The organism is Deinococcus betulae (assembly GCF_020166395.1).
GTDB lineage: Bacteria > Deinococcota > Deinococci > Deinococcales > Deinococcaceae > Deinococcus > Deinococcus betulae.
In genome coordinates, this window is sequence record NZ_JAIQXU010000007.1 from 61,821 (window position 1) to 86,425 (window position 24,605).

The 24,605-nt window shown below is 65.7% G+C and carries 21 protein-coding genes; 11 read left to right on the plus strand and 10 right to left on the minus strand.

The genetic code is table 11. From position 1 onward, the window contains the following. Nucleotides 1–77: 77 nt before the first annotated feature. The 6 genes from K7W42_RS07375 to K7W42_RS07400 form a co-directional block, all read right to left on the minus strand. Nucleotides 78–971 (minus strand): S41 family peptidase, encoded by an 894-nt coding sequence (locus K7W42_RS07375; RefSeq protein WP_224573525.1) that lies wholly within the window; start codon nt 969–971, stop codon nt 78–80. 15 nt (nt 972–986) lie between these two features. Further along, complete coding sequence (locus tag K7W42_RS07380) at nt 987–1,211, minus strand: hypothetical protein (protein WP_224573527.1); 225 nt, start codon at nt 1,209–1,211, stop codon at nt 987–989. Next, nucleotides 1,201–2,658 carry an Asp-tRNA(Asn)/Glu-tRNA(Gln) amidotransferase subunit GatA gene (gene gatA / locus K7W42_RS07385; protein WP_224573529.1) on the minus strand — a complete coding sequence of 486 codons (1,458 nt, stop codon included), beginning with the start codon at nt 2,656–2,658 and terminating at the stop codon, nt 1,201–1,203. Before gatA ends, K7W42_RS07380 begins: the two co-directional genes overlap by 11 nt. Before the next feature lie 289 nt (nt 2,659–2,947). After that, nucleotides 2,948–3,811 carry a PhzF family phenazine biosynthesis protein gene (locus tag K7W42_RS07390; RefSeq protein WP_224573531.1) on the minus strand — a complete coding sequence of 288 codons (864 nt, stop codon included), beginning with the start codon at nt 3,809–3,811 and terminating at the stop codon, nt 2,948–2,950. 124 nt (nt 3,812–3,935) lie between these two features. Further along, entirely contained in the window at nt 3,936–4,697 is a 762-nt protein-coding gene (locus K7W42_RS07395; protein WP_224573533.1) for a DUF4388 domain-containing protein, read from the minus strand. Between the two features lie 120 nt (nt 4,698–4,817). Continuing rightward, the gene (locus tag K7W42_RS07400) at nt 4,818–6,179 is read right to left on the minus strand and encodes a S8 family peptidase (protein WP_224573534.1); all 1,362 of its coding nucleotides are present in this window, start codon (nt 6,177–6,179) and stop codon (nt 4,818–4,820) included. A 215-nt stretch (nt 6,180–6,394) separates the two neighbouring features. Here K7W42_RS07400 and K7W42_RS07405 point away from each other — a divergent pair, with 215 nt between their 5' ends. The 4 genes from K7W42_RS07405 to K7W42_RS07420 all read left to right on the plus strand — a co-directional run bounded on the left by K7W42_RS07405 (nt 6,395) and on the right by K7W42_RS07420 (nt 14,338). Further along, nucleotides 6,395–6,718: a hypothetical protein gene (locus tag K7W42_RS07405; RefSeq protein ID WP_224573536.1), complete on the plus strand. Its 324-nt coding sequence runs from the start codon at nt 6,395–6,397 to the stop codon at nt 6,716–6,718. Next, nucleotides 6,682–6,996 carry a hypothetical protein gene (locus tag K7W42_RS07410; RefSeq protein WP_224573539.1) on the plus strand — a complete coding sequence of 105 codons (315 nt, stop codon included), beginning with the start codon at nt 6,682–6,684 and terminating at the stop codon, nt 6,994–6,996. The genes K7W42_RS07405 and K7W42_RS07410 overlap by 37 nt, the downstream gene beginning before the upstream one ends. A gap of 2 nt (nt 6,997–6,998) precedes the next feature. Then, nucleotides 6,999–8,987, plus strand: a complete 1,989-nt coding sequence (locus tag K7W42_RS07415; protein WP_224573540.1) for a hypothetical protein — start codon at nt 6,999–7,001, stop codon at nt 8,985–8,987. An 86-nt stretch (nt 8,988–9,073) separates the two neighbouring features. Further along, entirely contained in the window at nt 9,074–14,338 is a 5,265-nt protein-coding gene (locus K7W42_RS07420) for a DNA repair ATPase (protein ID WP_224573542.1), read from the plus strand. Nucleotides 14,339–14,356: 18 nt separating this feature from the next. Here K7W42_RS07420 and K7W42_RS07425 read toward each other — a convergent pair whose 3' ends face one another. After that, nucleotides 14,357–14,689, minus strand: coding sequence for an HNH endonuclease (locus K7W42_RS07425; protein ID WP_157457229.1), 333 nt, complete (start codon nt 14,687–14,689; stop codon nt 14,357–14,359). A 41-nt stretch (nt 14,690–14,730) separates the two neighbouring features. Between K7W42_RS07425 and K7W42_RS07430 the strand changes: the two genes are divergently transcribed. Next, entirely contained in the window at nt 14,731–15,324 is a 594-nt protein-coding gene (locus tag K7W42_RS07430) for a Uma2 family endonuclease (RefSeq protein ID WP_224573544.1), read from the plus strand. Nucleotides 15,325–15,479: 155 nt separating this feature from the next. Here K7W42_RS07430 and acnA read toward each other — a convergent pair whose 3' ends face one another. Next, complete coding sequence (gene acnA / locus K7W42_RS07435; RefSeq protein ID WP_224573546.1) at nt 15,480–18,203, minus strand: aconitate hydratase AcnA; 2,724 nt, start codon at nt 18,201–18,203, stop codon at nt 15,480–15,482. A gap of 151 nt (nt 18,204–18,354) precedes the next feature. Here acnA and K7W42_RS07440 point away from each other — a divergent pair, with 151 nt between their 5' ends. The 3 genes from K7W42_RS07440 to K7W42_RS07450 all read left to right on the plus strand — a co-directional run bounded on the left by K7W42_RS07440 (nt 18,355) and on the right by K7W42_RS07450 (nt 19,672). Continuing rightward, nucleotides 18,355–19,161, plus strand: a complete 807-nt coding sequence (locus tag K7W42_RS07440; RefSeq protein ID WP_224573548.1) for a hypothetical protein — start codon at nt 18,355–18,357, stop codon at nt 19,159–19,161. Between the two features lie 108 nt (nt 19,162–19,269). Beyond that, nucleotides 19,270–19,458 carry a hypothetical protein gene (locus K7W42_RS07445; protein WP_157457225.1) on the plus strand — a complete coding sequence of 63 codons (189 nt, stop codon included), beginning with the start codon at nt 19,270–19,272 and terminating at the stop codon, nt 19,456–19,458. Nucleotides 19,459–19,471: 13 nt separating this feature from the next. Further along, entirely contained in the window at nt 19,472–19,672 is a 201-nt protein-coding gene (locus K7W42_RS07450) for a hypothetical protein (RefSeq protein WP_224573550.1), read from the plus strand. 228 nt (nt 19,673–19,900) lie between these two features. On the opposite strand, the gene K7W42_RS07455 is transcribed toward K7W42_RS07450, so the two are convergent. After that, nucleotides 19,901–20,971: a type III polyketide synthase gene (locus K7W42_RS07455; RefSeq protein ID WP_439648855.1), complete on the minus strand. Its 1,071-nt coding sequence runs from the start codon at nt 20,969–20,971 to the stop codon at nt 19,901–19,903. Nucleotides 20,972–21,422: 451 nt separating this feature from the next. Continuing rightward, nucleotides 21,423–22,307 carry an aldo/keto reductase gene (locus K7W42_RS07460; RefSeq protein ID WP_224573552.1) on the minus strand — a complete coding sequence of 295 codons (885 nt, stop codon included), beginning with the start codon at nt 22,305–22,307 and terminating at the stop codon, nt 21,423–21,425. A 317-nt stretch (nt 22,308–22,624) separates the two neighbouring features. On the opposite strand from K7W42_RS07460, the gene K7W42_RS07465 reads away from it, so the two are divergent. The 3 genes from K7W42_RS07465 to K7W42_RS07475 all read left to right on the plus strand — a co-directional run bounded on the left by K7W42_RS07465 (nt 22,625) and on the right by K7W42_RS07475 (nt 24,538). Beyond that, nucleotides 22,625–23,635: an alpha/beta hydrolase gene (locus K7W42_RS07465; protein ID WP_224573554.1), complete on the plus strand. Its 1,011-nt coding sequence runs from the start codon at nt 22,625–22,627 to the stop codon at nt 23,633–23,635. Nucleotides 23,636–23,700: 65 nt separating this feature from the next. Next, entirely contained in the window at nt 23,701–24,051 is a 351-nt protein-coding gene (locus K7W42_RS07470) for an ArsR/SmtB family transcription factor (protein WP_224573556.1), read from the plus strand. Next, on the plus strand, nt 24,035–24,538 hold the full coding sequence (locus tag K7W42_RS07475; protein WP_224573557.1) for an SRPBCC family protein: 504 nt from the start codon (nt 24,035–24,037) through the stop codon (nt 24,536–24,538). The genes K7W42_RS07470 and K7W42_RS07475 overlap by 17 nt, the downstream gene beginning before the upstream one ends. Nucleotides 24,539–24,605 lie beyond the last annotated feature (67 nt).

Genomic DNA, 24,605 nt, shown 5'->3' on the forward strand with positions numbered 1-24,605 from the left:
CTCCACTTTGACTGCCGTCTTTGGTAGAGGTTCCCTACGGTGATTTCTCAAGCATTGCGGGGCTTCCTGGGGTTCTGCTAACAGTTGGTGGTCAACCAGTGTAGAGCGGCGTTCAGCACTGGGTCGTTTGGAGTCTGAAACGCGGCCCAGTCGATCTGTACAGGCTCATCGGGGAGGAGGGCCGTGTCGTAGACGGTGCCTGTTCGGTCAGCGTCTAGGGCTGTCGTAATAAACAAGGTGGCGCCGTCCGGCAGCGGATACATGCTGTTGCATGTGGTCAGGCCGCGCGTGGCTTCCCCAAAGAGGCGCGTTCCACTTCGCCCCAGGCAGGACACCGTGACAATTTCACCACTGCTGGCGGTCAGAGGCGAGTTCAACACGGCCACAGGGCTTTCGGGTGCCAGCGTGCCTATGGGCAGGCCACTCACTTGACAGATCGGCTCGGCGTCCATCCCAGCCTGACCGTCACGGTGCCACCAGCACCAGCGCTCTTCGCCCCTGACAAATGCGCCCAGGAGGCCGTCGCCCAGCAGCGGCCCCAGGCCGGCCACCATAGGCCACATGTTGCCGCCCAGATTGAGGCGCAGGTCAATCACCCAGCGCTGTGCGCCCTGCTCCGCCAGCTCTCTGAGCAGGGCTGCGAGGACGTCCTGGTAGGGTTCTCCACCGGCACAGATGCCTTCCAAATGACAGTCGGGAAGCGTCACCAGCCCCACACCACCAGGCAGGAGTTGGCCGGTTGGCCATGTCTGGAAGACCGGGGTATCCGCACGGTTCAGGGACAGGGACCAGCGGGCCGCACCACGCTGCACTTCCAGATGGACCTGTGGACCCGTGGGCAGACCATCATTGACACCAGGGCCGGGGGCCTGACCGTCAAGTGTGAGCAGGCGGTCGCCGCGCCGGAGCCCCGCCTGCTCGGCAGGACTGCCGGGCACCACCACCCCCAGCGTGCCGCCTGTGAAATACATGCCGAAGATGCCGCTCTAGACGGTATCTGCCTGCGGGAGACGCAGAAAACTGTGTCGGTCGGTGAGGGCTGCCAGGGCGTGCCGCAGGGCAGGGTAGGTCTCAGCCGGCTCCACAGCGCCTGCGGCCAGCACTTCACAGGCGTGGGTGACGGCTGGCCAATCGACCCGGTCAGCGAAGAGGGCCTCCTGCTGGATGAGCGCCAGCGCCTCTTGCAGATACGTCCGGGCCTCAGGCTTCATACCCAGGGGCCACCCCCGCCTTTACAAAGCCAAGCCCTTCCAGCCCGCCGGCCAGCCGCACCAGCCGCTCGTCCTGAAGCGCCGGCGCGATGAACTGAATCCCTACCGGCAAGGTCACGCCGTCAACCGTCTCAAACCCGGCGGGCACACTCAGGGCCGGCAGCCCCGCCAGGTTAATCGCCACCGTATCCACATCGGCGGCGTACATGGCCAGGGGGTCGCTGCTTTTCTCTCCACGCCGGAAAGCAGGGAAAGGGCTGGTGGGCGTGACCAGCACGTCAAACTGCCCGAACGCTTCAGCAAAGCGGTTGGCGATCAGGCGCCGGACCTTCATAGCCTTGCTGTAGTAGGCGTCGTAATAGCCGCTGCTCAGGGCGTAGGTGCCAATCATGATGCGCCGCTGGACTTCCGGACCAAAGCCCTGTTCGCGGGTCAAGGTCATGGCCTCGGTCACGTCGCTCCCGGATACCCGCGCGCCGTACACCATGCCGTCGTAGCGGGCGAGGTTGCTGCTGGCCTCGGGCATAGCAATCAGGTAATAAGCGGCAATCGCGTACTTCAGTTCCGGCAGGCTGACCTCGGCTATCGTGGCCCCAGCCCCGCGCAGGGCGTCCAGGGTGGTCTGCAGGGTCGCGTCCACCCCGGCCGTATTGCCGGCCAGACTTTCTTTCACCACGCCCACCCGTAGCCCCCGCAGGTCGTCAGGGGTGCCAGGGGCAAAAGCGGGCGGCGCGTCCAGACTGGTGGCGTCCAGGGGGTCTTGCCCCGCCAGCACATTCATCAGCAGGGCCAGGTCTTCAGCGGTATGGGCAAAGGGGCCAATCTGGTCCAGGCTGCTGGCGTAGGCCACCAGGCCGTACCGGCTGATGCGCCCGTAAGTGGGTTTCAGACCGTACACGCCGCAAAGGCTGGCCGGCTGGCGCACGCTGCCGCCCGTGTCGCTGCCCAGCGCCACCGGGGTTAGACCTGCGGCCACTGCCGCCGCACTGCCTCCCGAGCTGCCGCCCGGCACTCGGCCCGTGTCCCAGGGGTTCAGGGTGGGGCCGTAGGCGCTGCTTTCGGTGCTGGAGCCCATGGCAAACTCGTCCATGTTGGCCTTGCCCACGATCACGGCGCCCGCTGCCTGGAGCCGCGCCACTGCTGTCGCGGTGTAAGGGCTGACGTAGCTGGCCAGAATCTTGCTCCCGCAGGAGGTGAGGGTGCCATCCACGCTGATGTTGTCTTTGACCAGGATAGGCACGCCCGCCAGCGGGAGGTGCTCACCAGCGGCCAGGCAACTGTGAATCTGCCCGGCCTGCTCACTGGCCCCTGCGTTCAGACTGACCACGGCATTCAGATTGCGGGCGGCTTCAATGCGGTTCAGGGTGGCGTCCAGCAGGGCTGAAGCAGTGGTGTCGCCGCTCTGCACGCGGCGGGCCAGGTCGGCGGCGGTGGGGGGCACGGGCATACCGCGCCAGTGTACCGGGGGGCTGGGTGGAGGAGAGGGGAATGGCATGGACGGGGCAGAGGCGTCTCTGGCTCAACAGTCCAGAAAACGAGGGGCTAAGAAGAGATTTGGCCAGCCAAGTCACTTTCCCTGACTGCTGGATTCTCTTGCAGGCCTCAATTCCAATAGGTGTAGGACAGTCCAGAGGCGGCGTCGTCGGGGATCGCTCAAAGGGAACGTCGGGCAGGCGGTAGGACTCCGATAGGGCAAGACCGGGACTTCGCCGTTTGCATTGCATAAGGGGACCGTCTTACGGCGCTGTCAGCTCACCCTCAAGGCACCTCACGCAGGCCCCTTCCAGTTCCACCTTGCCGCTCTCTGTCAACGTCAGGGTCAAGTGCCCGTCCCGCCCCACACACCGACCCTGCCGAGCGGCGTAGGTGCTGCCGGCAGCCAATAAACCCAGATGCTGCTGGTAGTACGCCGCCGCACCGTTGCCGCTGCCACACACTGGGTCTTCGTTGACCCCGCACGACGGCGCGAATGACCGGATTTCCACCACACCGCTCTGAGGATCTGTGGCGAAGGCACAAACCCCGGTGGCCCGGAGCTTCCGTTCAAGGACCGCACTGCGAGCAAAGTCAGGTTGGAGGGACAGGACGGTGGCGGGATCACTCAGCCGGGTCACGATCCAGCGCGCGCCAACATCCACCAGGACAGCTGGCCACTCTGTCTCACCACCAGGACCGAGCAGGGCTGCGAGTTCCTGCGTATCGGCCGGGCTCAGTGATTCAACCTGTGCGGCGGGCATGGTCAGGGCGAAGCGGCCTGGGGCCCGCTGCTCCAGCGGAATGAGGCCAGCGGCGCATTCTTGCACCAGCCGCCCGTCACGCGGCCTCACCCGACCAGCTGACACAACGGCGTGCGCACTGCCCAGTGTCGGGTGGCCCGCAAAGGGCAGCTCCGAGCCGGGGGTGAAGATGCGCAGGCGGTAGTCCGCTGCTGGCGTGGTAGGCGGCAGGAGAAAGGTGGTTTCAGAGAGATTGGTCCAGCGGGCGATCTGCTGCATCTGCACCGTGGACAGGCCTTCTGCGTCGAGCACAACGGCAACGGGGTTGCCCAGAAACGGCGTGTCCGTGAACACGTCCACAGTGACGAGGCGGCGTGACGGCATGCGGTGAGCCTACCGCAGTGGCCAACAGAAAAGCGTGCGGACAGACTGCAAAATGGCAACGCGAACGGCGAAGTCTCGGCGAGACCCTGTCTCAAGAGGTTCACGGGAAAGTAAAGAGTCCTGCTCACACCGGCTTGACGAGCACGCTGTCCCCCGCCCGTAGGCCCGTCCTCATCAGCAGTTCGGGGGGAACCATCAGCTGCGTCGTCAGATTGGAGGCCATGCGCACCGGCAGCGTGTACACCTGACCCGCCTCGGTGCGGATCGCCACGCTTTGAGGGTGGCGCACGATGTCTTCCTTCCAGCGGCGAAAAATCAGTTCGTCCACCAGGGCGACGTCGCGCACCTGCCGGGTCACTGTGACAGTCAGGCGGGCCACCCGTGACTTGCGCGGCACGATCAGGCCGATGCGGTAGAGCTTGAGCAGGAGCCGCTTGGCGTCCGGGTCACGGATCAGGTCCCCCACTGGTTGCTGGGCTTCGAGCTGCTGCAAGATGTCCAGTTCCTTCAGGCCCCAGCGCATCCGTTCCACGCGCTGCGGCGATGTGATGCGGGCCGGGCCGTCAAACGGCAGGTCCTGCACCGGCAGCGCCTCCAGCGCTTCGAGGCTTACCTCATCAAGCGAGGCGTCCATGCGCGGCTGGGGATGGGACAGGCCCTCATCAAAGTGAAAGCGGCCCTGCGGCTCTTGGAGCAGCCGGACCAGCGCCGGCACGCCCAGGTCATCGCCAAACTGGAGGTGCCTGACCCGCCCCTGTTCCAGCCACGCTTGAAACTGCCCGTCGGGGCGGTCAACCTGCAACAAGCCAGTGCGTACCTGCTCGGAGAGCATGTACAGCAGTTCCAGAAAGTCAAAGGTGTCGAGGCTGGTGGTGGATTTCGGCATGTGAGCTGGGCAGTGCGGTCTCACGCGCGCCGACAACAAAGCGGAACGTGCTTGCCCTCATGTTCGCTCATGAGCGGCCAGAGGGCAAGCAGAATTTTTTAAGATTGAACGGTTTCCACCTTAACGGGTGGCCGCACGCACCGCCGCATTCACGTCCAAAGTGGGCAGACCGGCGGTCGTCTGGTTGGCGCTGCCCAGTAACCGCGCCTTCGTCTCGGCGGCGCTGAGGGCCGGGTTGGCCGCGCGCATCAGGGCCGCCGCGCCACTGACCAGCGGCGCCGAGAAGCTGGTGCCCGCCTGCAGGGTGTAGGTGTTGCCTGTGCCCAGAATCAGCATCTGGGTGGCGTTGGTGGCCCCGGTGCAGGGCCCAGCGCCGCCCGGTGCTGAGATGTTCACGGGCCGGGGCCGGGCGGTACTGGGCCGGGCACTGTAGCAGGCCAGCGCGGTATCGCTGGCGCCCAGTGCGCCCACGGCAATCACGTCTGGGTGACTGGCCGGGAAGTACACCCCGTCGCCCGCCGTGTTACCGGCGGCAGCCACCAGCACCGCCGACTTGGCGGCATTAGTCAGGGCCGTGCCAAGCGCCTGATCGCTGGAGGTCGCTGGTTCATTCGGGCTCAGGATGCGGCCCAGGCTCATGTTGACCACCTTGGCCCCCTGCCGCACCGCTTCATTCAGCGCCTGGGTCAGCGAACTGGTGCTGCCACCCTGAGAGCCCAGTACCTCGTAGGCCAAGAGAGGCCCAGTCCAGGTCACGCCGGCCAGCCCCAGGCGGTTGTTTGTGGCGGCGCCCACCAGCCCGGACGCGGCGGTGCCGTGGCCAGTGGTGCTGTCCGAACCGCCAGCGTCTGGGGTCAGGAAGGACGCGCGGGCCGTAATGCGGCCGGCCAGGTCAGCGTGATTCTCGACCCGCGAATCCAGAATGGCGGTGGTGGCGGCTGCCGGCGTCTTGCCGCAGCCCTGCAAAAAGGTCCAGGCGGCGGGGGCCTGAATGCGGTTGAGGTACGTCTGGGTCTGCGTTCCCGCGCCCGTGACGGCCACCCCACCGTTGCCCGGCACACCGGGGTCGTTGGGGTTGGCCAGCGCCTGATACAGAAAGTCGGGCTGCACGGTCAGGCCAGCCGCGCTCAGCCGGGCGGCAAAGGCCTCGTCGCTTTGGCCAGCGGGGGTGACGGCCAGCGTCAGGCCCTCGGCCAGGGCCAGCGTCTGCACACCAGCCAAGGCCGACAGCCCCTGGGTCTGCATGGCCGCGCCAGTCACCAGCACCCGGCCGACGACGCGCGGCGCAGTCCAGTCTGGGGTCACGCGCGCAGCAGTGATGGGGGTCTGGACAGCCTGCGTCATCAAGGTCGTGCCAGTGCTCTGTGGACAGACCGCCGCAGGTGGCGGCGTGGGGGTCACGGGCGCCGGGCAAGCGGTGAGGATCAGACTTAGTGACAGGGGCAGAGCAGCGTAAAGCAGGGCGCGGCGGGGCAGGGACATAGCCTCAGGCTATAGCCCCACCACCTGACCTGCTTCTGAATGGGCGTAAGACGCCTGAAGGTTGCCGCGCCCCGCAACTTTAGGCGGAGTGAAGTCGTAGTGAGAGACATGAGTCCCCTGTGCCTCCTCTTCTCCGGGCAGATGCGGGCTGTCGATTGTCCCTCTGCTGCTTGCCTGCGCGACATGCCTGCCCGTCAGGCCCTGCGGAGTTGCCTTTGAGTGCCTTCCTGACCACGGCGCTGACCTTCCCCACAGTGCTGTGGAGCGCCGCGCTGGTTGCCTGCCTCTTGACCTGGGGTCTGGTGGCGCTGGGGACACTGGATGAAGGCAGCCTGGGCGGCGGAGAGGCTGGCGCAGGGCTTCTGGCCCGGCTGGGTCTGGGCGGCGTGCCGGGCCTGCTGGTGTTCACCGTGCTGGCGGTGACCGGCTGGTTGGGCACCTACCTCGCGCACCTGCTGGTGCTGTCCGAATTGCTGCCTGGCGTTACGGCGCGGGCGTTTTCATGCTGGCGGCGTCGCTGGTGCTGGCCACTGGGCTGACCTCCGTGCTGCTGCGGCCCCTGCGCCGCCTGACCGCGCAGGCCGCGCCTCTGGCCTCGGCCGACTTTGTGGGCCGGGTGGGCACGGTGGCCTCGGCCTTCGTGGACGAGGTCTCGGGCCGCATTCAGCTGGACGACGGCGGCGCGGGCCTGATTCTGGAAGCCCGCGCTCTGCCTCCAGATCAGCCGCTGCGAGGTCAGCGCGTTGTGCTGCTGGCCTACGACCCGGCCGCCCATACCTACCAAGTCGCCCTGTCCCCTCACTCTCAAGGAGTCTGACCATGCCTGACCTGTCCCTCATTCTTCCTTTCCTCATCGGCCTCGGGATCTTCTTTGTCGTCCTGTTGGTGCTGGTGGGGATGGTCCGCGCTTTTTACGTCAAGGTGGAGCAGGGCACGGCCCTGATTGTGAACGACCTCTCGGCGCGGCCCAAGGTGCGCTTTACCGGCGCGCTGGTCGTGCCCGTGCTGTACAAAGCCGAGAGCATGCGCATCAGCCTGATTACCCTGCAGGTGGACCGCCGGGGCAAAGAGGGCCTGATCTGCAAGGACAACATTCGCGCCGACATCACGGTGGCCTACTACCTGCGGGTCAACGAAACCCCCGAAGACGTGCTGAAGGTGGCCAAGGCGATTGGCGCGGGCCGGGCCAGCGACCACAAGGCCGTGGACGAGCTGTTCAACGCCAAATTCAGTGAAGCGTTGAAAACGGTGGGCAAGAAGTTTGACTTTATCGAGCTGTTTGAAAAGCGCGAGGAATTCCGCGACGCCGTGGTCAACGTGATTGGCCGCGACCTCAACGGCTACGTGCTGGAAGACGTGGCGATTGACTACCTAGAGCAGACGCCCAAAGCCATGCTGGACCAGAACAACATCATGGACGCCGAGGGCATTCGCAAGATCACCCAGCTGACGGCCGCGCAAAACGTCGTGACCAACGAGCTGGAACAGAACGAGCGCCTGGCCGTCACCAAGAAAAATGTGGAGACCCGCGAAGCCACCCTGGCCCTGGAACGTCAGCAGGCCGAGGCGGTGGCCCGTCAGCAGCGCGAAATCGAGACCATTCAGGCCCGCGAGCGTGCCGAGACCGAGAAGGTGAAAGAGGAGCAGCGCCTCATCGCCGAGCAGGCCCGGATCCAGACCACCGAACAGGTGGAAATCCGCGAGCAGGAACGCCAGCGGCAGGTGGAAGTCGCCGAGCAAAACCGCCGGCGCGCCGTCTCGATTGAAGCCGAGCGCGTGGCCCGCGCCGCCAAGATGGAAGCCGTCACCACCGACCGCGAGGTCAAGCTGCAAGAAGTCGAGCGCGACAAGGCCGTGGAGCAGGGCGTCATGGACGTGGCCAACATCACCCGTGAGCGCATCGCCATTGACAAAACAGTGGCCCAGGAAGAGGAGCGGATCAACGAGGTGCGCGAAGTCAGCGCCGCTGACCGCGCCAAGCAGGTGCGCGTGCTGGCGGCCGAGGCCAGCGCCCAGGAAACGCTGGTCAAGGAAATCAAGGCCGCCGAGGCCGCCGAAACTGCGGCCCGGTCCCGCGCGGCGGAACTGACCACGCGGGCCCAGGCTGAATTTGACGCCGCCAGCCGTCAGGCCGACGCCAAGAAGCTGCTGGCCGAGGCCACTCAGGCCGAGCAGGCCGCGCCGGGGCTGGCCCAGGCCCGCGTGCAGGAAGCCAGCGCCGCCGCCATTGAGAAGGTGGGCGCCGCCGAAGCCCGCGTCATGGAGGCCAAGGCCGAAGCCCAGTACAAGCAGGGCAGCGCCGACGCCCGCGTGCTCTCCGAGCGCCTGAGCGCCCAGGCCGAGGGCGAAACTCGGATGGGTCAGGCGCGGGCCAGCGCCACCGAAGCCTTGGGCCTGGCCGAAGCCGCCGCCACCCTCAAGAAGATGACCGCTGAGGCCGAGGGCCTGACTGGCAAGTTTGGCGCCATGGGTCAGATGAGCCCCGAGGCCCGCAGCCACGAGGAATACCGCATGGCCCTGGACACCAGCCTGCAGCAGGCCCTGGCGTCTATTGAAGCTGGCAAGGCCATCAGCAAGGAAAACGCCGAAGTCATCGCCAGCGCCCTGCGCGGCGCCAAGATCGACCTGGTGGGCGGCGAGGGCGGCATGTTTGAAGCGCTGAGTAAGGCCCTGTCGCTGGGCAAGGCGGTGGAAGGCTTTACCCAGAAAAGCCCGCTGGTCCAGAGTGTCCTGAACCGCTTCGGGGTCAACGTGCCGGCCGCCAGCAGCGGCGCGAACGGACCATCACGCTCCAGCAGCCAGGCGTAAGCCTTTACCGCCCAGGGCCAGGCAGCCGCCCAGCGGTCTGGCCCCTTGACGGACTGTTCCCCGCCCTGCCTTTTGAGGTTCTTGCCATGACCGATGCCAGCGCCCCTGTGCCCACCATTCCCACCGACCTGGCCCCTTCGGCTCAGCCCACCATTGACCAGGCCGTTGCCGAGGGCGGCGCTTACGAGGTGCTGCGCCGGCGCCTTCAGACCCAGAGCAGTGGGCTGCGCGCCCTGACAGACGCCCTCAATGCCAGTCGCCTGGCGGAGTTTGGCGACAGTCGCCTGGCCCTGCTGGGGCGCGTGCGGGTGCAGACCGAACACAACAGTGTGGGGCGGGACATTGTGCAGGTGGGAGAGTGGCTGCTGTTCGGCTTCAACGTGTTTTTGGGCCTCAAAGCCCAGACGCGCGTGGCCGACGTGTTCGGTCTGTACCGCCTGGTCGAGGTGGGCGGCGGGTACGACGTGGAGCCGGTGGCCCTGGCTGGCACCTTTTTAGATGACCCGGCCTTCGTGCGTGATTTCGAGGAACTGTACGCCTACTACAAGAACGCGCGCCTGCTGGCCCTGGCCGTGCAGGACGACAAGCTGCTGGCGGCCTTTCAGATGGGGGAGCGCGCGACCGACCGCCGGGTCTTTCGCTGGGCGCTGGAGGCAGGCGGCGGTGCCACTTATCTGGACGCGCGCGGCGAGCGCGACCTGACGCTGCCCGCCCCCTTCGACTTTGCCTGGACCCGCGCCGGACGCGATCTAGAAGTTAGTGGGCGCCACCCGCACCTGAACATTCTGGACACGCTGTTTGTGGAGACCAGTGGCGGCGACCTGACAGTCAAGGTGGAAAACAACACCGAAACCGGCCAGGGCATCTACAGCGAACCTGTCGAGGACGCCACCCAGTCCCTGGACGACGCGACCTTCGAGTTTGCGCAGGTGGGGTCCCTCATTCTGCTGCGGGTGCTGCCTTACCGCGAACAGGTCTGGCGCGGCCTGATCTACAACCCCCTGACTCGCCAGGTCACGCGCCGCGACGCGGTGGCCCAGGCCTGCGTCAGTTTGCCCGAAGATCACGGCCTGATTTTCCCCGGCGGGTACGTCCTACAAGGGGGCGACCACCGCGCCTTTGACGCGGGCATGGCCGGCATGAGCCTGAGCCGCGTGGTCCGTTCGCCCAACGGCGAGGACGTGCTGTATGTCTTCACCGATCAGGACAGTGGCCTGTCGGCGCTGCTGGTGTACAACCTGATTCGCCGGGAGGTGCAGCCCCCCATCTTCGCGCACGGCTGGGCGCGGCTGCCCGACGGGCGCATGGTGCTGTTTCACGCCGAAACGAACGAGGCCACCCGCATTCATCCCATGCAGGTGTGGCAGACCCCCTTTGTCAGTGACGTGTTCGCGGCCAGCCGCCCACCGGGCACCAGCTTTCTGGGCCGGCTGGGCAACGCTGAACTGGTCCGGGCCATCTCGGATCTGTACGAACTGGTCAAGGAGCTGGATTATCCCAATGTCAGCGCCACGCGTTACGAGCGCCTGACTCAGGACACCCGGCGCCTCTTCGATGGGCATCACTGGATTAACGACGCCCACACGGGCGGCCTCCACACGCTGCTGCACGAGATCGTGGGCACGGCCGAGGCGGTGCTGGACGAGTTCGAGAAGGTGCAGAGTCTGCGCGCGGCCACCGAAGCGGCGTTGGCCGAGGTACAGGCCGAGCACCGCGCCCTGCTGGGCCGCCTGGACCCCAGCGCCTGGACCCAGATTGCCGAGTACGTGGACGCTTTGAACGCCCTGACGGCCCTGCGCGGGCGCCTGCTGACTGTGCGCGAACGCCGCTACGCCGATCCGGCGGTCCTGGACAGGATGGCCGCCGAGGTGCAGGAGGCCCACGCCCGCACCGGGCAGGCGACGGGCACGTTCCTGGCCGGCGAGACGGCGCTGGTGCCGCTGGGCGCCGCGCTGGACACGCTGGTGGCCCAGGCAGACGCGGCCGAGACCACCAGCGCGCTGGCGGGTGCCCTGAGCGGCCTGAGTACCCTCGCGGCCGACCTAGACCTCCTCTCCGAGCTGCTGACGACCCTGAGGGTCGAGGACACCGCCGAGCGCACGCGGGTGGTGGAGGCGATATCTGGCCTGTACGCCCGCGTCAACCAGACCCGCGTACGGGCCGAGCACAAGCGCCGGGCCCTGGGTGCTGGTGAGCGGACAGCGCAGTTTGCCGCGCAGCTCAGCCTGTATGGGCAGGCGGTCGCCAGCGCCCTGAGCCTGGCCACCACGCCCGAAAAGGCTGAAGAAGGGCTGGCCCGCCTGCTTGTCAGCCTGGAAGAATTGGAAGGCCAGTTTGGCGAGTTCGAGGACTTCCTGCCCGACATTCTGAGTAAGCGCGAGGACACGCAGTCGGCCTTTGACACCCACCGTCAGGCCCTGCTGGACGAGCGCCAGCGCCGGGCTCAGAGTGTGCATGACGCCGCCAGCCGCATTCTGGCGGGTCTGGAAGGGCGCACCGCCCGCCTGGGCACCCCTGAAGACCTGAACGCCTTTTTTGCGGGCGACCCCCTGATTCTGAAGGTGCGCGACCTGGCCGGCCGCCTGCGCGACCTGAAAGACACCGTCAAAGCCGACGATCTGGACGCCCGCCTGAAAGCAGCCCGTGACCAGGCGGTGCGGGCTCTGCGCGACCGAACCGAGCTGTTCGAGGCGGGTGGGAGCGTTATTCGCCTGGGCCGCCACCGCTTTAGCGTGAATACCCAGCCCCTGGACCTGACCCTGCTGCCGCGGGGAGACGGCCTGGCGGTTCACCTGACGGGCACTAACTACCTGCAGCCGCTGCGCAGTGCGGCGCTGGACGAACTCCGCGCGTTCTGGCCGGTCACGCTGGCCTCGGAATCGCCCGCCTTCAGCCGGGCCGAATATCTGGCGGGCGAGGTGCTGCTGGCGGCGCAGGCAGGCCAGGAAGGGCTGAGTCTGGAGCAGTTGCGCGCCCAGAGCCCCGAGGACCGGGCGCGCACGGTGGCTGCCTTTGCGGCGCCGCGCTACCGCGAGGGCTACGAGAAGGGCATTCACGACCACGACGCGGCCCGGATTCTGGGGGCGCTGTTGCCACTGCTGGCGGCGGCCGGCCCGCTGATTCACCCGCCCCACGCCCGCGCCCTGGCGGCGGCCTACTGGGCGGCGGTCCCGGAGCGCCACGCCGACTGGCAGGCCCGCTTCGCCAATGCCCACGCCCTGCACCGCCTGCTGGCCAGCCGCACGGCGCTGGATGACGCGGCCCTCACACTGGGCGCCGAGGTGGATGCCTACTTGACCGGGGCCGGTCTGCCTCACACCCCGGCGCAGGTGGCCCAGGCGGCCGACTACCTCCGCGACGAACTGGCGCAGTCTGAGCCGGCCCTGGGCTTTTCCCGCGCCGCCGCCGACCTGAACGCTGCCCTCGACGACCGCCTGCGCGCAGCTGACTTGGACGGCACCTTTCAGGCCTCGCTGGACCGACTGGCGGCTGACCTGGCCGGCCGCTGGGCGCTGGTCAATCACTGGCTGGGCGCCCTGACCGCTGCGCCCGGGTGGACAAGCCACGCCCGCACTGTTCCCGAAGCGGCGGCGCTGCGCCTGTTTGGCGAGGCGCTGCCCGCCGTGGTGCGCGACGTGGCCCTGACCGCCGAGGTGCAGGGCCTCCTGAGCGAGCATCCCCGCATCAAGGCCGGCACCCTGACCCTGGCGGCAGACGACTTTCTGGCGCGGCTGCACGCCCACCGTCACGAATTTGTTCCGGGTTTTCAGCGGTATCGGGCGGTGCGGCAGGAGGTCGCCGCCCAGGAGCGGGCGCGCCTGCGCCTCAGCGAATTTCAGGCCCGGCCCCTGACCTCGTTCGTGCGCAACCGCCTGATTCAGGAGGTCTATCTGCCCCTGATCGGGGACAACCTCGCCAAGCAGATGGGCACGGCGGGCGAGGGCAAACGCAGCGACCTGATGGGCCTGCTGATGCTGATTTCGCCGCCTGGCTATGGAAAAACCACCCTGATGGAATACGTGGCCCACCGCCTGGGGCTGGTGTTCGTGCGGGTCAATGGCCCCAGCCTGGGCCATGAGGTGCGTTCATTGGACCCGGCCCAGGCGCCCGATGCAGGCAGTCGGCAGGAACTGGAGCGGCTGAATCTGGCACTGGAAATGGGCAGCAACGTCATGCTGTACGTGGACGACATTCAGCACACCCATCCTGAGTTTTTGCAAAAGTTCATCTCGCTGACCGATGGCACCCGCCGCATAGAGGGCGTGTGGCGGGGCGAGACGAAAACCTATGACCTGCGTGGCCGCAAGTTTGCCGTCGTGATGGCCGGTAATCCCTACACCGAATCCGGTGAGGTCTTCAAGATCCCCGATATGCTGGCCAACCGCGCTGACATCTACAACCTGGGTGACGTGCTGGGCGGCATGGAGGACGCTTTTGCCCTGTCGTACCTGGAAAACAGCCTGACCAGCAACCCGGTGCTGGCGCCCCTCGCCACCCGCGACCTGGCCGACCTGTACCTGCTGGCGGACCGCGCGCAGGGCAAGGAGGTCAGCACCAACAACCTCTCGCACGCCTACAGCGCCGCCGAAGTGCAGGAGCTGGTGGGGACGCTGCGCCACCTCATCACGGTGCGGGACGTGCTGGCGCGGGTGAACGCTGCTTACATCGCCAGCGCCGCGCAGGATGACCGTTACCGTACCGAGCCGCCTTTCAAGTTGCAGGGCAGCTACCGCAACATGAACAAGCTGGCAGAAAAGGTGCGCGCCGTGATGACAGACGCCGAGGTGGCCCAGACGGTCAGCGACCACTACCAGGGCGAAGCGCAGCTGCTGACCACTGGCGCTGAAGAAAATTTGCTGAAGCTGGCCGAGTTGCGCGGCACCCTGACCCCCGATCAGGCCGCGCGCTGGGATCAGATCAGGGCTGACTTTCTGCGGAACAAGGCGATGGGTGGCGAGGACGCCGACACCGGAGCCCGCCTGGTGGCGCAATTGGCCGACATTGCCCAGGGGGTGCAGGGGCTGGGGACCCTGCAGGCGCCCGCCGTCTCACTCTCTGACGGGCTGTCTGAGGCCCTGCGTGATGGCCTGGCCCCTTTGTTAGAGGAGTTGTTGCGGGAGCTTCGGGCCCGGCCCGAGGGTGTGCCGTCTGCTCCGGCGCCCTCTGAAGAAGTGCCCTTACCGGCGGCTCTTGCCTCCTTGCTCGCCAGCCTGGCCGCCACCACCCAGCAGCAGGATCAGACCAACGCTGCGATTTACGAATTGGTGGATGTGATTCGCAAGCGGCAAAACGTGGTGCGGGGGGTGCCGGGCGTGCTGCCCCAGGCCGGCCGTCACGACTCAAGTGAGTAGTGGGCGCGAGTCCTGTGGTTAGTGGACCCGCACGCCTCGGCTGAGCGGCTGCTTCTGCACCCATTTGACAAACTTCTGCACTTCCTCGCGCGCCAGGATGGCCTCAACGGTATTCAGTTCGTTCGCCAGCTCCGCATTGCTGAAAGTCTTGCTCAGAAAGCCCTGGCAGGCCGCACACATCTTGACCGTAGGGATTTCACCCAGTCTTACACCTTGCCGCCGCCCCTGAGACTTGGGAATCAGGTGGTGGTCGGTCATCTCGCCCTCGCGGCCACACAGCACGCAGGTGTCCTGCGGCTCTGTCTGCTCGTCCTCAACCCAGCTTGCCTGCGCCCGTTCTTTCCGACCCATCTCGGTACCATAGCGCGGGCGGCCCTGGGTACACTGGGCCTGTGACGGATTCGCCCCTGAAAAAAATCAGCGAGGCCGAGTATCTGCGAACGGAGGAGGCCAGTCCGTTCAAGCGGGAGTATGTTGATGGATTTCTCTATGCCCTGCACAGCGAGGACGGGCTGACGGCGCAGACGGCGCAGACAGGAGCCACCAGCAACCACAGCTTGATTTGCACCAACCTCATTGTGGCGCTCCACCGTCCGGCCCGCCAGCGAGGCTGCCAGGTGTATGCCAGTGACATGAGGGTGCGGGGCGACCTGTCAGGGACGCGATATTATTACCCCGATATCGTTCTGACCTGTGAAGACCTGCCAGGCGATGCCCGGTACGCCCAGGCCCCCTGCCTGATTGCAGAAGTGCTCAGCCGAAGCACGCAAGACACTGACCGGCGGGAAAAGGTGTGGGCGTATCAAAGTCTGTCCAGCTTGCAGGGCTACCTGCTGGTGGACACCGCCGCCCGCGCCGTTCGGCTGTACCGGCGAGAGGCTGAGGGCTGGCGCGAGGAATATGCCGAAGGAGGAGGCCAAGTCACGCTCCCTTGCGTGGACCTGACCCTCTCACTGGACGAGATTTATGACGGCGCCAGACTCTGAAGGTCCAGCTCGAAGTTCACGTCTACCTGTTCAGAATCGGCCCAAGGAATGAATTGGGTTTCCAGAGCAGCAAAACTCTTATCAAGCTTGAGCAGCACCAAATGCCCAATAGAAAACCCCCTCCTGGCTTAGGAGGGGGCCTTTGACCTGTTCGTTTACGCCTGGACTTCGTTCTTGCTCCGTTCCAGGATGCTGCGCAGCACCGTTTGCAGGATGCCGCCGTTCTTGTAGTAGTCAATCTCGACAGGAGTGTCAATGCGGCACTGGACGGTGACGATGCGGCTTTGGCCGTCCTTGGTAATGCGCAGGCTTACGTCCTGACGGGGCTTCAGATCGCCGGGCAGCAGCACATCGAAGGTTTCGTCGCCCACGATGCCCAGGGACTCGGCGCTCTCGCCATTCTTGTACTGCAGGGGCAGCACGCCCATGCCCACCAGGTTAGAGCGGTGGATGCGCTCAAAGCTCTCGGCGATGACAGCCTTGACGCCCAGCAGGAAGGTGCCCTTGGCGGCCCAGTCGCGGCTGGAGCCCATGCCGTAGTCCTTGCCTGCGAAGATCACCAGCGGAATGTTGCTCGCCTTGTAGTTGACACTGGCGTCATAGATGCTGCTGACGGTGCCGGTGGTGTAGTCGGTAGTAAAGCCGCCTTCGGTGCCGGGGGCCAGCTGGTTCTTCAGGCGAATGTTGGCAAAGGTGCCGCGCGTCATGATGCGGTCGTTGCCGCGCCGGCTGCCGTAGGAGTTGAAATCCTTGGGCGCAATGCCGCGCTCGGTCAGGAAGCGGCCAGCGGGGGTATCGGCCTTAAAGGACCCGGCGGGGCTGATGTGGTCGGTGGTGACACTGTCGCCCACCTTCACCAGCGCGCGGGCGCCTTCAATACTCACGATGTCGCTGGGGCCACCTGCCAGGTTGTCAAAGAAAGGCGGGTTCTGGATATACGTGCTGTCGGCGTTCCAGTTGTACAGCGCGCCTTCCGACACGGGAATGGCGTTCCAGTCCTGGTTGCTCTTCTCAATACCGTCGTAGACCTTCTTGAACATCTCGGCGTTGATGGCGCTGTCCATGACGGTCTGAATCTCGGCGGCGGTGGGCCAGATGTCTTTCAGGTAGACGGCCTGGCCATTCTGATCCGTGCCAATCTGGTCATTCACGATGTCGTTCACGACTGTGCCAGCCAGCGCGTAGGCCACGACCAGGGGAGGGCTGGCGAGGTAGTTCGCCTTAATGTGCGGGTTGACGCGGCCTTCAAAGTTGCGGTTGCCCGACAGCACGCTGGCGACCACCAGATCGCCCTCGGTGATGGCCTCCACGACGGGCTCGGGCAGGGGCCCCGAGTTGCCGATGCAGGTCATGCAGCCGTACCCCACGGTGTTAAAGCCAATCTGGTCCAGGTAACTTTGCAGCCCGGCCGCTTCCAGATATTCCGTGACCACGCGGCTGCCGGGGGCGAGGCTGGTCTTGACCCAGGGCTTGCTCTTCAGGCCCAGTTCGACGGCCTTCTTGGCGACCAGACCGGCGGCTATCAGCACGCTGGGGTTGCTGGTGTTGGTGCAGGAGGTGATGGAGGCCAGCGTCACCGCGCCGTGTCCAATCTGGATGTCGGTGCCGCCAATCGTGCCCTGGGCCGCCAGTTTGCTGTCGCCCAGTTCAAAGCCGCGCGCCTTGACGGGGGCGGTCAGCGCCTCGGCAAAGACGGTGTGCATGTCGGACAGGTTGACGCGGTCCTGTGGACGCTTGGGGCCGGCCAGGCTGGGCACGATGGTGCTCAGGTCCAGTTCAATGTTGTCGGTGAAGACGGGGTCGGGCGTCTCGTCGGTGCGGTACATGCCCTGGGCCTTGTAGTACTGCTCGACCAGTTCGACTTCCGTTTCCAGGCGGCCGGTGCGACGCAGGTAGCGCAGCGCCTCGTCGTCCACCGGGAAAAAGCCCATGGTGGCGCCGTATTCGGGGGCCATGTTGGCAATGGTCGCGCGGTCAGGCAGGGTCATGTTGCTCAGGCCGGCGCCGTAGAACTCCACGAACTTGCCCACCACACCCTTGGCGCGCAGCATTTCGGTCACGCGCAGGGCCAGGTCGGTGGCGGTGGCGCCTTCGGGCATAGCGCCCGTGATCTTAAAGCCGATGACTTCGGGCATCAGCATGTAGATCGGCTGACCCAGCATGACGGCCTCGGCCTCAATGCCGCCCACACCCCAGCCCACGATGCCGAGGCCGTTGATCATGGTGGTGTGGCTGTCCGTGCCCACCAAGCTGTCGGGGTAGACGACTACGCCGTCGTCGCCGTCCACCGATTCGGGGCGGCTCTGCACGCCCTTGGCCAGGTATTCCAGGTTGACCTGGTGAACGATGCCGCTGGCGGGGGGCACCACACCAAAGTTGTCGAAGGCCTGCTGGCCCCAGCGCAGGAACTCGTAGCGCTCACGGTTACGCTCGAATTCCAGGGCCATGTTGTTGGCCAGCGCAAAGTCCGTGCCGAACTCGTCCACCTGCACCGAGTGGTCAATGACGAGGTCCACGGGAATTAGGGGGTTAATTTTCTTGGGGTCGCCGCCCAGCTTGACCATGGCGCTGCGCATGGCGGCCAGATCCACCACGGCGGGCACGCCGGTAAAGTCCTGCAGGATGACGCGGGCCGGCTTAAAGGGAATCTCGACTTCCTCGTTCACGGGCTTCCAGCCGGCTACGGTCGCCACGTCCTCGCGGCGCACGTCGTAGTCGTTGGCTTCGCGCAGCACGCTTTCGAGCAGCACCTTGATGGACACCGGCAGCTTGCTGATGTCGTGACCTTGTTCCTGAAGCTTGTTGAGGTTGTAAAAGTACAGCGTCCGGCCGCTTTGCGTGGTCAGAACGTCGCGCGTTCCAAAGAGATTCATCGCCATGAGTGTGTTTCCTCCTTGCCCACTGCGGGGCGGTGTCTCCATCATACGTCCCGCGCGTGTGGGCGGGCGTTACCCGGCCAGGCACGGTCACCCTCCGCATGTCACTACTCTAGAGACAACACTATATCCTTGTGTCCTACCCTAGGAGGCCATGACGCTTTCCCTTGAACCCCACGAATCAGCCCGTCTGAAGGCCCTAGAACAGACGGTGCGGGACGGCCTGCGTGACTTTCAGCGCACGGGCCAGGCTCTTTCTGACATCCGCGCCAATTCCTTTTACCGCGCCACGCACGATTCCTTTGAAACCTATCTGCAAGAGCGCTGGGGCTTCTCGCTCCCTCAGGCGGGCCGCCTGATCGAAGCGGCCGAAGTCGCCAACGTCCTGGCGCCCATCGGTGTGCAACCTCAAACCGAGCGGCAGGCGCGCGCCATGAAGGCCGCCGCGCGGGTCATCACTGAACTGGAGCCCGAGCAGCAGCGTGTGGTGGCCCGGTTGGTCGAGGACGCCGCCGAAACGACTCCCTGGGAGGACGCCCCGCCTGCCGCCGAACTGCGCATCATGGCAGGCGTGGTGAAAAAGCTGGCGCCGGACACCACCGTCCATCACCCCGACAGCGGCGACGAGGTACCGTTTGACTCTCTGAGTGTGCCGCAGCGCTTTGAAGTGGCCCGCACCCACGCCGAACAAAAGACCCAGGCTTACCGCGAGAAGCAGGAGGCCAAAGCCAGCGCGCCCAAGCCAGAAGCCGTCAACTGGGCCGAGTGGTGCCTGACCTATGCCGCGCAGGTGCTGGGGCCAGGGCAGCGGCTGGAACTGGTCTTGGAGCCGGGTGGAGAGGCCCCTCGCGTCCAGGCCCGCGTGATGGACGGCGCAACGGGCGAGGTCCTGGCCGAGGGGCGGAGCGCGGCCACCCTCAAGAAAGCGGTGCTGGGGCTTGTTGAAGAGGTCAAGGGGTAGCGCCCCTGCAAACGCCAACCCTGCATGAAGCTGACCCAGGCCAGCGGTTCATGGACCCGTCTTAGGCTGGGGCTCCAGCGACATCCAACCCTTTCACCGGAGGTGTTTATGACCCAGCACGATGATAAGGCTCACCCCAGCCATCCCGAGGGCGGCAGTAAAGACACCAATGACCTGAGCGACATCAAGGGCATTCAGGACCAGGGCATGAAAGACCACGCTCAGCAGGTTGACCAGACGCCCAAAGAAGTGACGGGCGAGATGGATGGCGCGCAGCCTCAGACCATCAGGCGTTAAGGGGGAAGGGACTATGGGCGAAGGCAGACCAGGCAGCAGCGCAGACTCGAATGCTGGCGTGTCGCAGGGCGAGCAGCTGAGCAACACCACCGATCCACGGCCAGAAGCTCAGGGCGGCACTGATGTCACCCCGGAGGCGTTTGACGACGCCACAGAGGGCCTCAGCTCAGACGGCACCACGCCGGACAAGGCCAGGCCAGACGACCAGATGTAAGACGGGACAGCAGGAGGGCCGCTGGTATGACGCCAGCGGCCCTTTTTTGTCAGATGGAGTGAAATCATGGGTCGCTTCAGGTGTTTCCGAATTGAGCTACCCGTCCTGAGACAGCAAGCAGAGTTCGAGGCAGAGGATGGACTCTTTCTGCTCAGAGCAATGCTCAAGAACCGTAGAGAGGCGTGCCAGTCAGATAGCTTGCCCCTCCTGAACGGCGTCGTCCCCCTTTTACGTCTCTGAAAAGCGCAACAGCACATGCTCGGCGCTGAAGCCTGGTCCCATCGCAGTCAGGAGGGCCGAGCCGGACGGGCGCCGCTTGAGCGTTTCAGCCAGCACGAACAGTACGGTGGCGCCGCTCATATTGCCGTGGTCGCGCAGGACGGTACGGCTGTCGTCCAGAGTGCCAGGGGTCAGGTCCAAAGCCTCCTCAAAGGCTGTCAAGACCTTGACGCCGCCAGGGTGAACCACAAAAGTGCCGACCTCATCCCGTGTCCAGCCGTGGGCCGCGAGCGCCTCCTGAACATTGTCCCGCATCATGCCGCGCACCAGCGTGGGAATATCGCGGCTGAAACGCACTTTCAGTCCCTCGTCCACCACATCCCAGCCCATGATGTCTTCGCTGTCTTCGATCAAGGTGGAATAGGCGCCGCATATCTCGGCCAGGGGGGCCGGACCAGGAACGTCGGCAGCCGTCAATACGGCGGCAGCGGCGCCATCCGAGAATAGCGCCGTGCCCACAAAGTTGCTCTTGGATTCATCGCCGTGAAGGAGGGTCAGGCTGCACAGCTCGGCTGCGACCAGCAGGACACGCCGGTGGCCGGCTCTGACGAGATCGGCCGCCCGCGCCAGCCCCGCCGCGCCGCCCGCGCACCCCAGGCCCCAGACCGGTAACCGAACGGTGTGCCGGCTCAGGCCCAGCGCTTCGATCAGGTGGGCGTCCAGGCTGGGCGCACTGATCCCGCTGGTGTTGACAAACACCACGGCGTCTATATCGGTTGGGGCCAGCCCGGCTTCTGTGAGCGCCTGCCCGGCCAGCCGCACGCTCAGGGCACGGGCTTCCTGTACAAACGCGGCGTTGCGCTCCTGAAAACTGCGGGGCTGCAGATACCAGTCCAGGGGCCGGGCCAGGCTGCGGGTCTGGATCTGGGCGTTGGTGAATACGTCCAGCAGCCCGGGGCGTGCCGCCATGCGAGGAAAGAGGCTGCGGGCCGCTGCTTGTACCTGGGTCTGGGGCACCTGATGCGGAGGCGTGCCTGTGGTCAGCGCGCGCAGAAAAACAGGAGCCATCATGCCGGGCATTCTGGCGCCTCTGGGCTATGGCCGATGGTGCAGCAAGTCCCTACCGGCCTTCAGCAAATCCTGGGAGTCCAGGCGAGAGGACAGAAGAATCGGCCAAGAAGGGGCAGACCGCTCTGTTCTGGCTCTTTCCGACAGTCAAGTGGGGCGGCAGACGTAAAAAAGGCCATGCCTGACAAAGTTGCTGATTCTGTCGTCCTGGCTTGGCCTGAATTTGTCGTCCTGGTGCGTGTCATTCACTTGGCTTCAGCTGTCCTCAACAAGCGATCTGCTGCCACAGAGGAGCCAGGAGGAAGATGAACTTGGAGAATGATGCCCTAACGGGAGCCAGAAATCCTGCTGGCTGAGGCTCTGGGGTCTTGCGTCTCGCCTCCTTCCCCTGATTACGTCTACTGCATCGCTCACCAGAAAAAGGGCCGCACCTCTATGTGCGGCCCTTTCAGTGATTGCTGGCTTAGGCCTCTTTCGCCCACTCCTGGCGGCCCACCTCGTCCAGCGCCTGAAAATCCTCATCCGAGAGCGTCAGTTCGGCGGCGGACACGTTCTCGCGCAGGTGCTTGGCTTTGCCGGTGCCGGGAATGGGCAGCATCACGGGACTGCGGCGCAGCACCCAGGCCAGCGCCACCTGCGAGGGGGAGGCGCTGAGGCGCGTCGCCACCTCGGCCAGCACACTACCGGGCCGCGCCAGGCCGCCGGCCGCCAGCGGATACCAGGGAATAAAGCCGATGCCTTCTGCGGCGCAGTAGGTCACCACGTCCTCGCTCTTACGGTTGACGAGGTTGTAGAGGTTCTGCACGGTGGCCACCGGAAAGACCTGCTGCGCCGCCTGAATCTCTTCCACACTCACCTCAGACAGGCCTGCGTGCCGAATGACGCCCTCGTCCATCAGCTCCCGAATGGCGCCAAACTGCTCGTCGCGCGGCACTTTCGGGTCTATGCGGTGCAGTTGCCACAGGTCAATGCGCTCCACGCCCAGGCGGCGGCGGCTCAGGTGCGCCTGCTGCTTGAGGTACTCGGGGCGGCCCACCGCGTGCCAGGCGTTGGGTCCAGTGCGGGTCAGGCCCCCCTTGGTAGCAATGACCACTTCGTCGTAGGGGTGCAGGGCCTGGCGCAGCAGTTCCTCACTGACCGCTGGGCCGTAACTGTCGGCGGTGTCAATAAAGTTCACGCCCAGTTCGGGCAGCAGGCGCAGGGTTTCCAGCGCGCCCTGCAGGTCGCTGGGGTCGCCCCAGATGCCTTCGCCCGTGACGCGCATCGCCCCAAAGCCCAGTCGGTTGACGCTCAGGTCGCCGCCAATCTTGAAAGTGCCGCTGTGAGCGGCGGTCAGATTCTTGGTCATGGTGTCTTGCCTCCAGCGGGTATTGTGCGCCTGCGCCCGTAGGGCTGGCCCTGAACCTCTCTTTAATCCAGGCGTGGAGGGGAGGCAGGAGGGCAAGAAAGCCCTTGTGTCTGACAGTCATGATAGTGAACCCCAGATCTCGTGCTCCGGGCCGCCTTGGCGTTCAAGGCAAGTTGGAGAGGCGCCGCCAGAGCACAGGTTGAAGACCAGAGGAACAGAGTGGGTCATCGCTGCGCCAGGCTGATGGCCCTGGAGTTTTGAGTCGGCACTCTGGTAGAGACTGCCGGGCAGCCCCGCTGGCCCCTACAATCGCCCCTATGGCGGTTTCGGTGCAGGGACAGAATGTAACGTTTACGCCCCCAGAAGGTGCGGTGGGCCTGATTGGTGACATGACCGACTGGCGCAAGCGCGACCCGCTGCCCGTGGTGGGCGGGCAGCCCGTAACGCTGCGGCTCCCGCGCGGGGCCTGGGTGGAATATGCCTGGGTCAATGCGGCGGGCGAGGCTTTTGCCGACCCCGATAACCCTCAAAAGTCCCTGAACCCCTGGTGGCCCTACCCGCGCGCGGCGGTGGTGGGCGCTTACGCGCGGCATCCACTGTGGCTGGCCCCCGAAGCGCGCCTCAGGGGCACCGCCCACCGCCTGACCTGGGAAGGGGAGGTGTTTCCCGGCACCCGCCGGGCCATCGTATACACCCCACATGGGCACCAGCCTGGTACCGCGCTGCCGGTGTATTACGTGCAGGACGGGGTGGCGTTTTACCGCACCGGCAAGCTAGGCGACGTGGCCGACCGCGCCCTGGAAGCAGGGCTGACCGCGCCGGCTGCCTTCGTGTTCGTAGAACCGGGCGACCGCAACGAGGAGTATTACGTCAACGCCCGCTACCTGGATTTCCTGACCGAAGAGGTCATGCCGCGCGTAGAGGGAAAGCTGCTGACCCCCTCGGTGCGCGGGCTGTGGGGCGCCAGCCTAGGCGGGCTGACCAGCCTGTTTCTGGGCGCGCAGCACCCGGAGCTGTTTTCGCGGGTGTCCAGTCACAGCGGGGCGTTCATCGCCCGGCCAGGGGCCATGCGGGAAGGCGTGATTGACACGGTGGGCGCGGGCGAGTGGTTGCTGGACATCCTGCGGGGGGCGCCGCCCACCCACCTCAGCGTCAGCCTGGACACCGGGGTGCTGGAGTGGCTGACCGGGCCCAACCGCCGCATGGCCGCCCTGCTGGCCGAGGACGGGGTGGCCCACCAGTACCGCGAATACCCCAGCGGTCACAACTGGGTGACCTGGCGCGAGGCGCTGCCCGAGGCGCTGCTGTTTCTCCAGGGCAGCGGGTAAGGAGGGTCCAGCTCACCCTCTTCTCGGGTGCTTGCTTATATAACTATATAGTTATATAATGGCCTATGCCCCGAGCTACTGCTGACAGCGATGTGTTCAGTGCCGTGGCTGAACCCCGGCGGCGGCAGCTGCTGGACCTGCTGGCCAGCGGCGAGCGCTCTGTGGGTGAGCTGGCGCAGGCGCTGGGGCTGTCGCAACCGCTGGTCTCCAAGCACCTGAAGGTGCTGCGGGACGTGGACGCCGTTCGCGTCCGGGACGACGGCGTGCGGCGGCTCTACCGCGTGCATGGCCCGGCGCTGCGCCCCCTGCACGACTGGGTGCAGGCTTACGCCGCGCTGTGGTCTGAGCGCCTGGACCGTCTGGACGCCGTTCTTGCCACTCTGACGGAGGAAGAAGACCATGACGACCCTGCCTGAACGCCGCGCCCCCGAGACCCGTGCCGAAGTCACCATGCCTTCAACCACTGACATTCTCATCACCCGCGACTTTGCGGCCCCACCGGCCCTGGTCTACCGCGCCTGGACGACGCCAGACCTGGTGCGCCGCTGGTGGAGTGCCGACATGGGCCAGACCACCCACGCCGAGATTGACCTGCGGGTGGGTGGCCGCTGGCGCTACGTGATGGTGACGGCGGGTGGCCAGGAGGTTGGCTTTCATGGCGTCTACCGCGAAATTGTGCCGGAAACCCGGTTGGTGGCTACCGAGATCTACGAGGGGATGCCGGACAGTGAAGGGGCGCTGAACACCGTGACTTTTGCGCCGCATGGCAACGGCACCCGCCTGACCATCCTCGTGCAGCACGCGGCGCAAGCGGACCGCGACGCCCACCTGCATTCCGGCATGGAAACGGGCATGCAAAAGACCCTGGCCTGGCTGGACGACGTGGCGCTGTCTCTGGCGTGACTGGGGCGGTCAGCTCCCTTGAGGGGCGTTTTTAATACCCCCATTTTTGCCGCTGTTGTGCAGAGAC

Excerpts from the sequence above, each read along its gene's own strand:
- K7W42_RS07375 (WP_224573525.1), bottom strand. The coding sequence starts at position 971 with ATGTATTTCACAGGCGGCACGCTGGGGGTGGTGGTGCCCGGCAGTCCT.
- K7W42_RS07380 (WP_224573527.1), bottom strand. The coding sequence starts at position 1,211 with ATGAAGCCTGAGGCCCGGACGTATCTGCAAGAGGCGCTGGCGCTCATC.
- gatA (WP_224573529.1), bottom strand. The coding sequence starts at position 2,658 with ATGCCCGTGCCCCCCACCGCCGCCGACCTGGCCCGCCGCGTGCAGAGC.
- K7W42_RS07390 (WP_224573531.1), bottom strand. The coding sequence starts at position 3,811 with ATGCCGTCACGCCGCCTCGTCACTGTGGACGTGTTCACGGACACGCCG.
- K7W42_RS07395 (WP_224573533.1), bottom strand. The coding sequence starts at position 4,697 with ATGCCGAAATCCACCACCAGCCTCGACACCTTTGACTTTCTGGAACTG.
- K7W42_RS07400 (WP_224573534.1), bottom strand. The coding sequence starts at position 6,179 with ATGTCCCTGCCCCGCCGCGCCCTGCTTTACGCTGCTCTGCCCCTGTCA.
- K7W42_RS07410 (WP_224573539.1), top strand. The coding sequence starts at position 6,682 with ATGCTGGCGGCGTCGCTGGTGCTGGCCACTGGGCTGACCTCCGTGCTG.
- K7W42_RS07415 (WP_224573540.1), top strand. The coding sequence starts at position 6,999 with ATGCCTGACCTGTCCCTCATTCTTCCTTTCCTCATCGGCCTCGGGATC.
- K7W42_RS07420 (WP_224573542.1), top strand. The coding sequence starts at position 9,074 with ATGACCGATGCCAGCGCCCCTGTGCCCACCATTCCCACCGACCTGGCC.
- K7W42_RS07425 (WP_157457229.1), bottom strand. The coding sequence starts at position 14,689 with ATGGGTCGGAAAGAACGGGCGCAGGCAAGCTGGGTTGAGGACGAGCAG.
- acnA (WP_224573546.1), bottom strand. The coding sequence starts at position 18,203 with ATGGCGATGAATCTCTTTGGAACGCGCGACGTTCTGACCACGCAAAGC.
- K7W42_RS07440 (WP_224573548.1), top strand. The coding sequence starts at position 18,355 with ATGACGCTTTCCCTTGAACCCCACGAATCAGCCCGTCTGAAGGCCCTA.
- K7W42_RS07445 (WP_157457225.1), top strand. The coding sequence starts at position 19,270 with ATGACCCAGCACGATGATAAGGCTCACCCCAGCCATCCCGAGGGCGGC.
- K7W42_RS07450 (WP_224573550.1), top strand. The coding sequence starts at position 19,472 with ATGGGCGAAGGCAGACCAGGCAGCAGCGCAGACTCGAATGCTGGCGTG.
- K7W42_RS07455 (WP_439648855.1), bottom strand. The coding sequence starts at position 20,971 with ATGCCCGGCATGATGGCTCCTGTTTTTCTGCGCGCGCTGACCACAGGC.
- K7W42_RS07460 (WP_224573552.1), bottom strand. The coding sequence starts at position 22,307 with ATGACCAAGAATCTGACCGCCGCTCACAGCGGCACTTTCAAGATTGGC.
- K7W42_RS07465 (WP_224573554.1), top strand. The coding sequence starts at position 22,625 with ATGGCGGTTTCGGTGCAGGGACAGAATGTAACGTTTACGCCCCCAGAA.
- K7W42_RS07470 (WP_224573556.1), top strand. The coding sequence starts at position 23,701 with ATGCCCCGAGCTACTGCTGACAGCGATGTGTTCAGTGCCGTGGCTGAA.
- K7W42_RS07475 (WP_224573557.1), top strand. The coding sequence starts at position 24,035 with ATGACGACCCTGCCTGAACGCCGCGCCCCCGAGACCCGTGCCGAAGTC.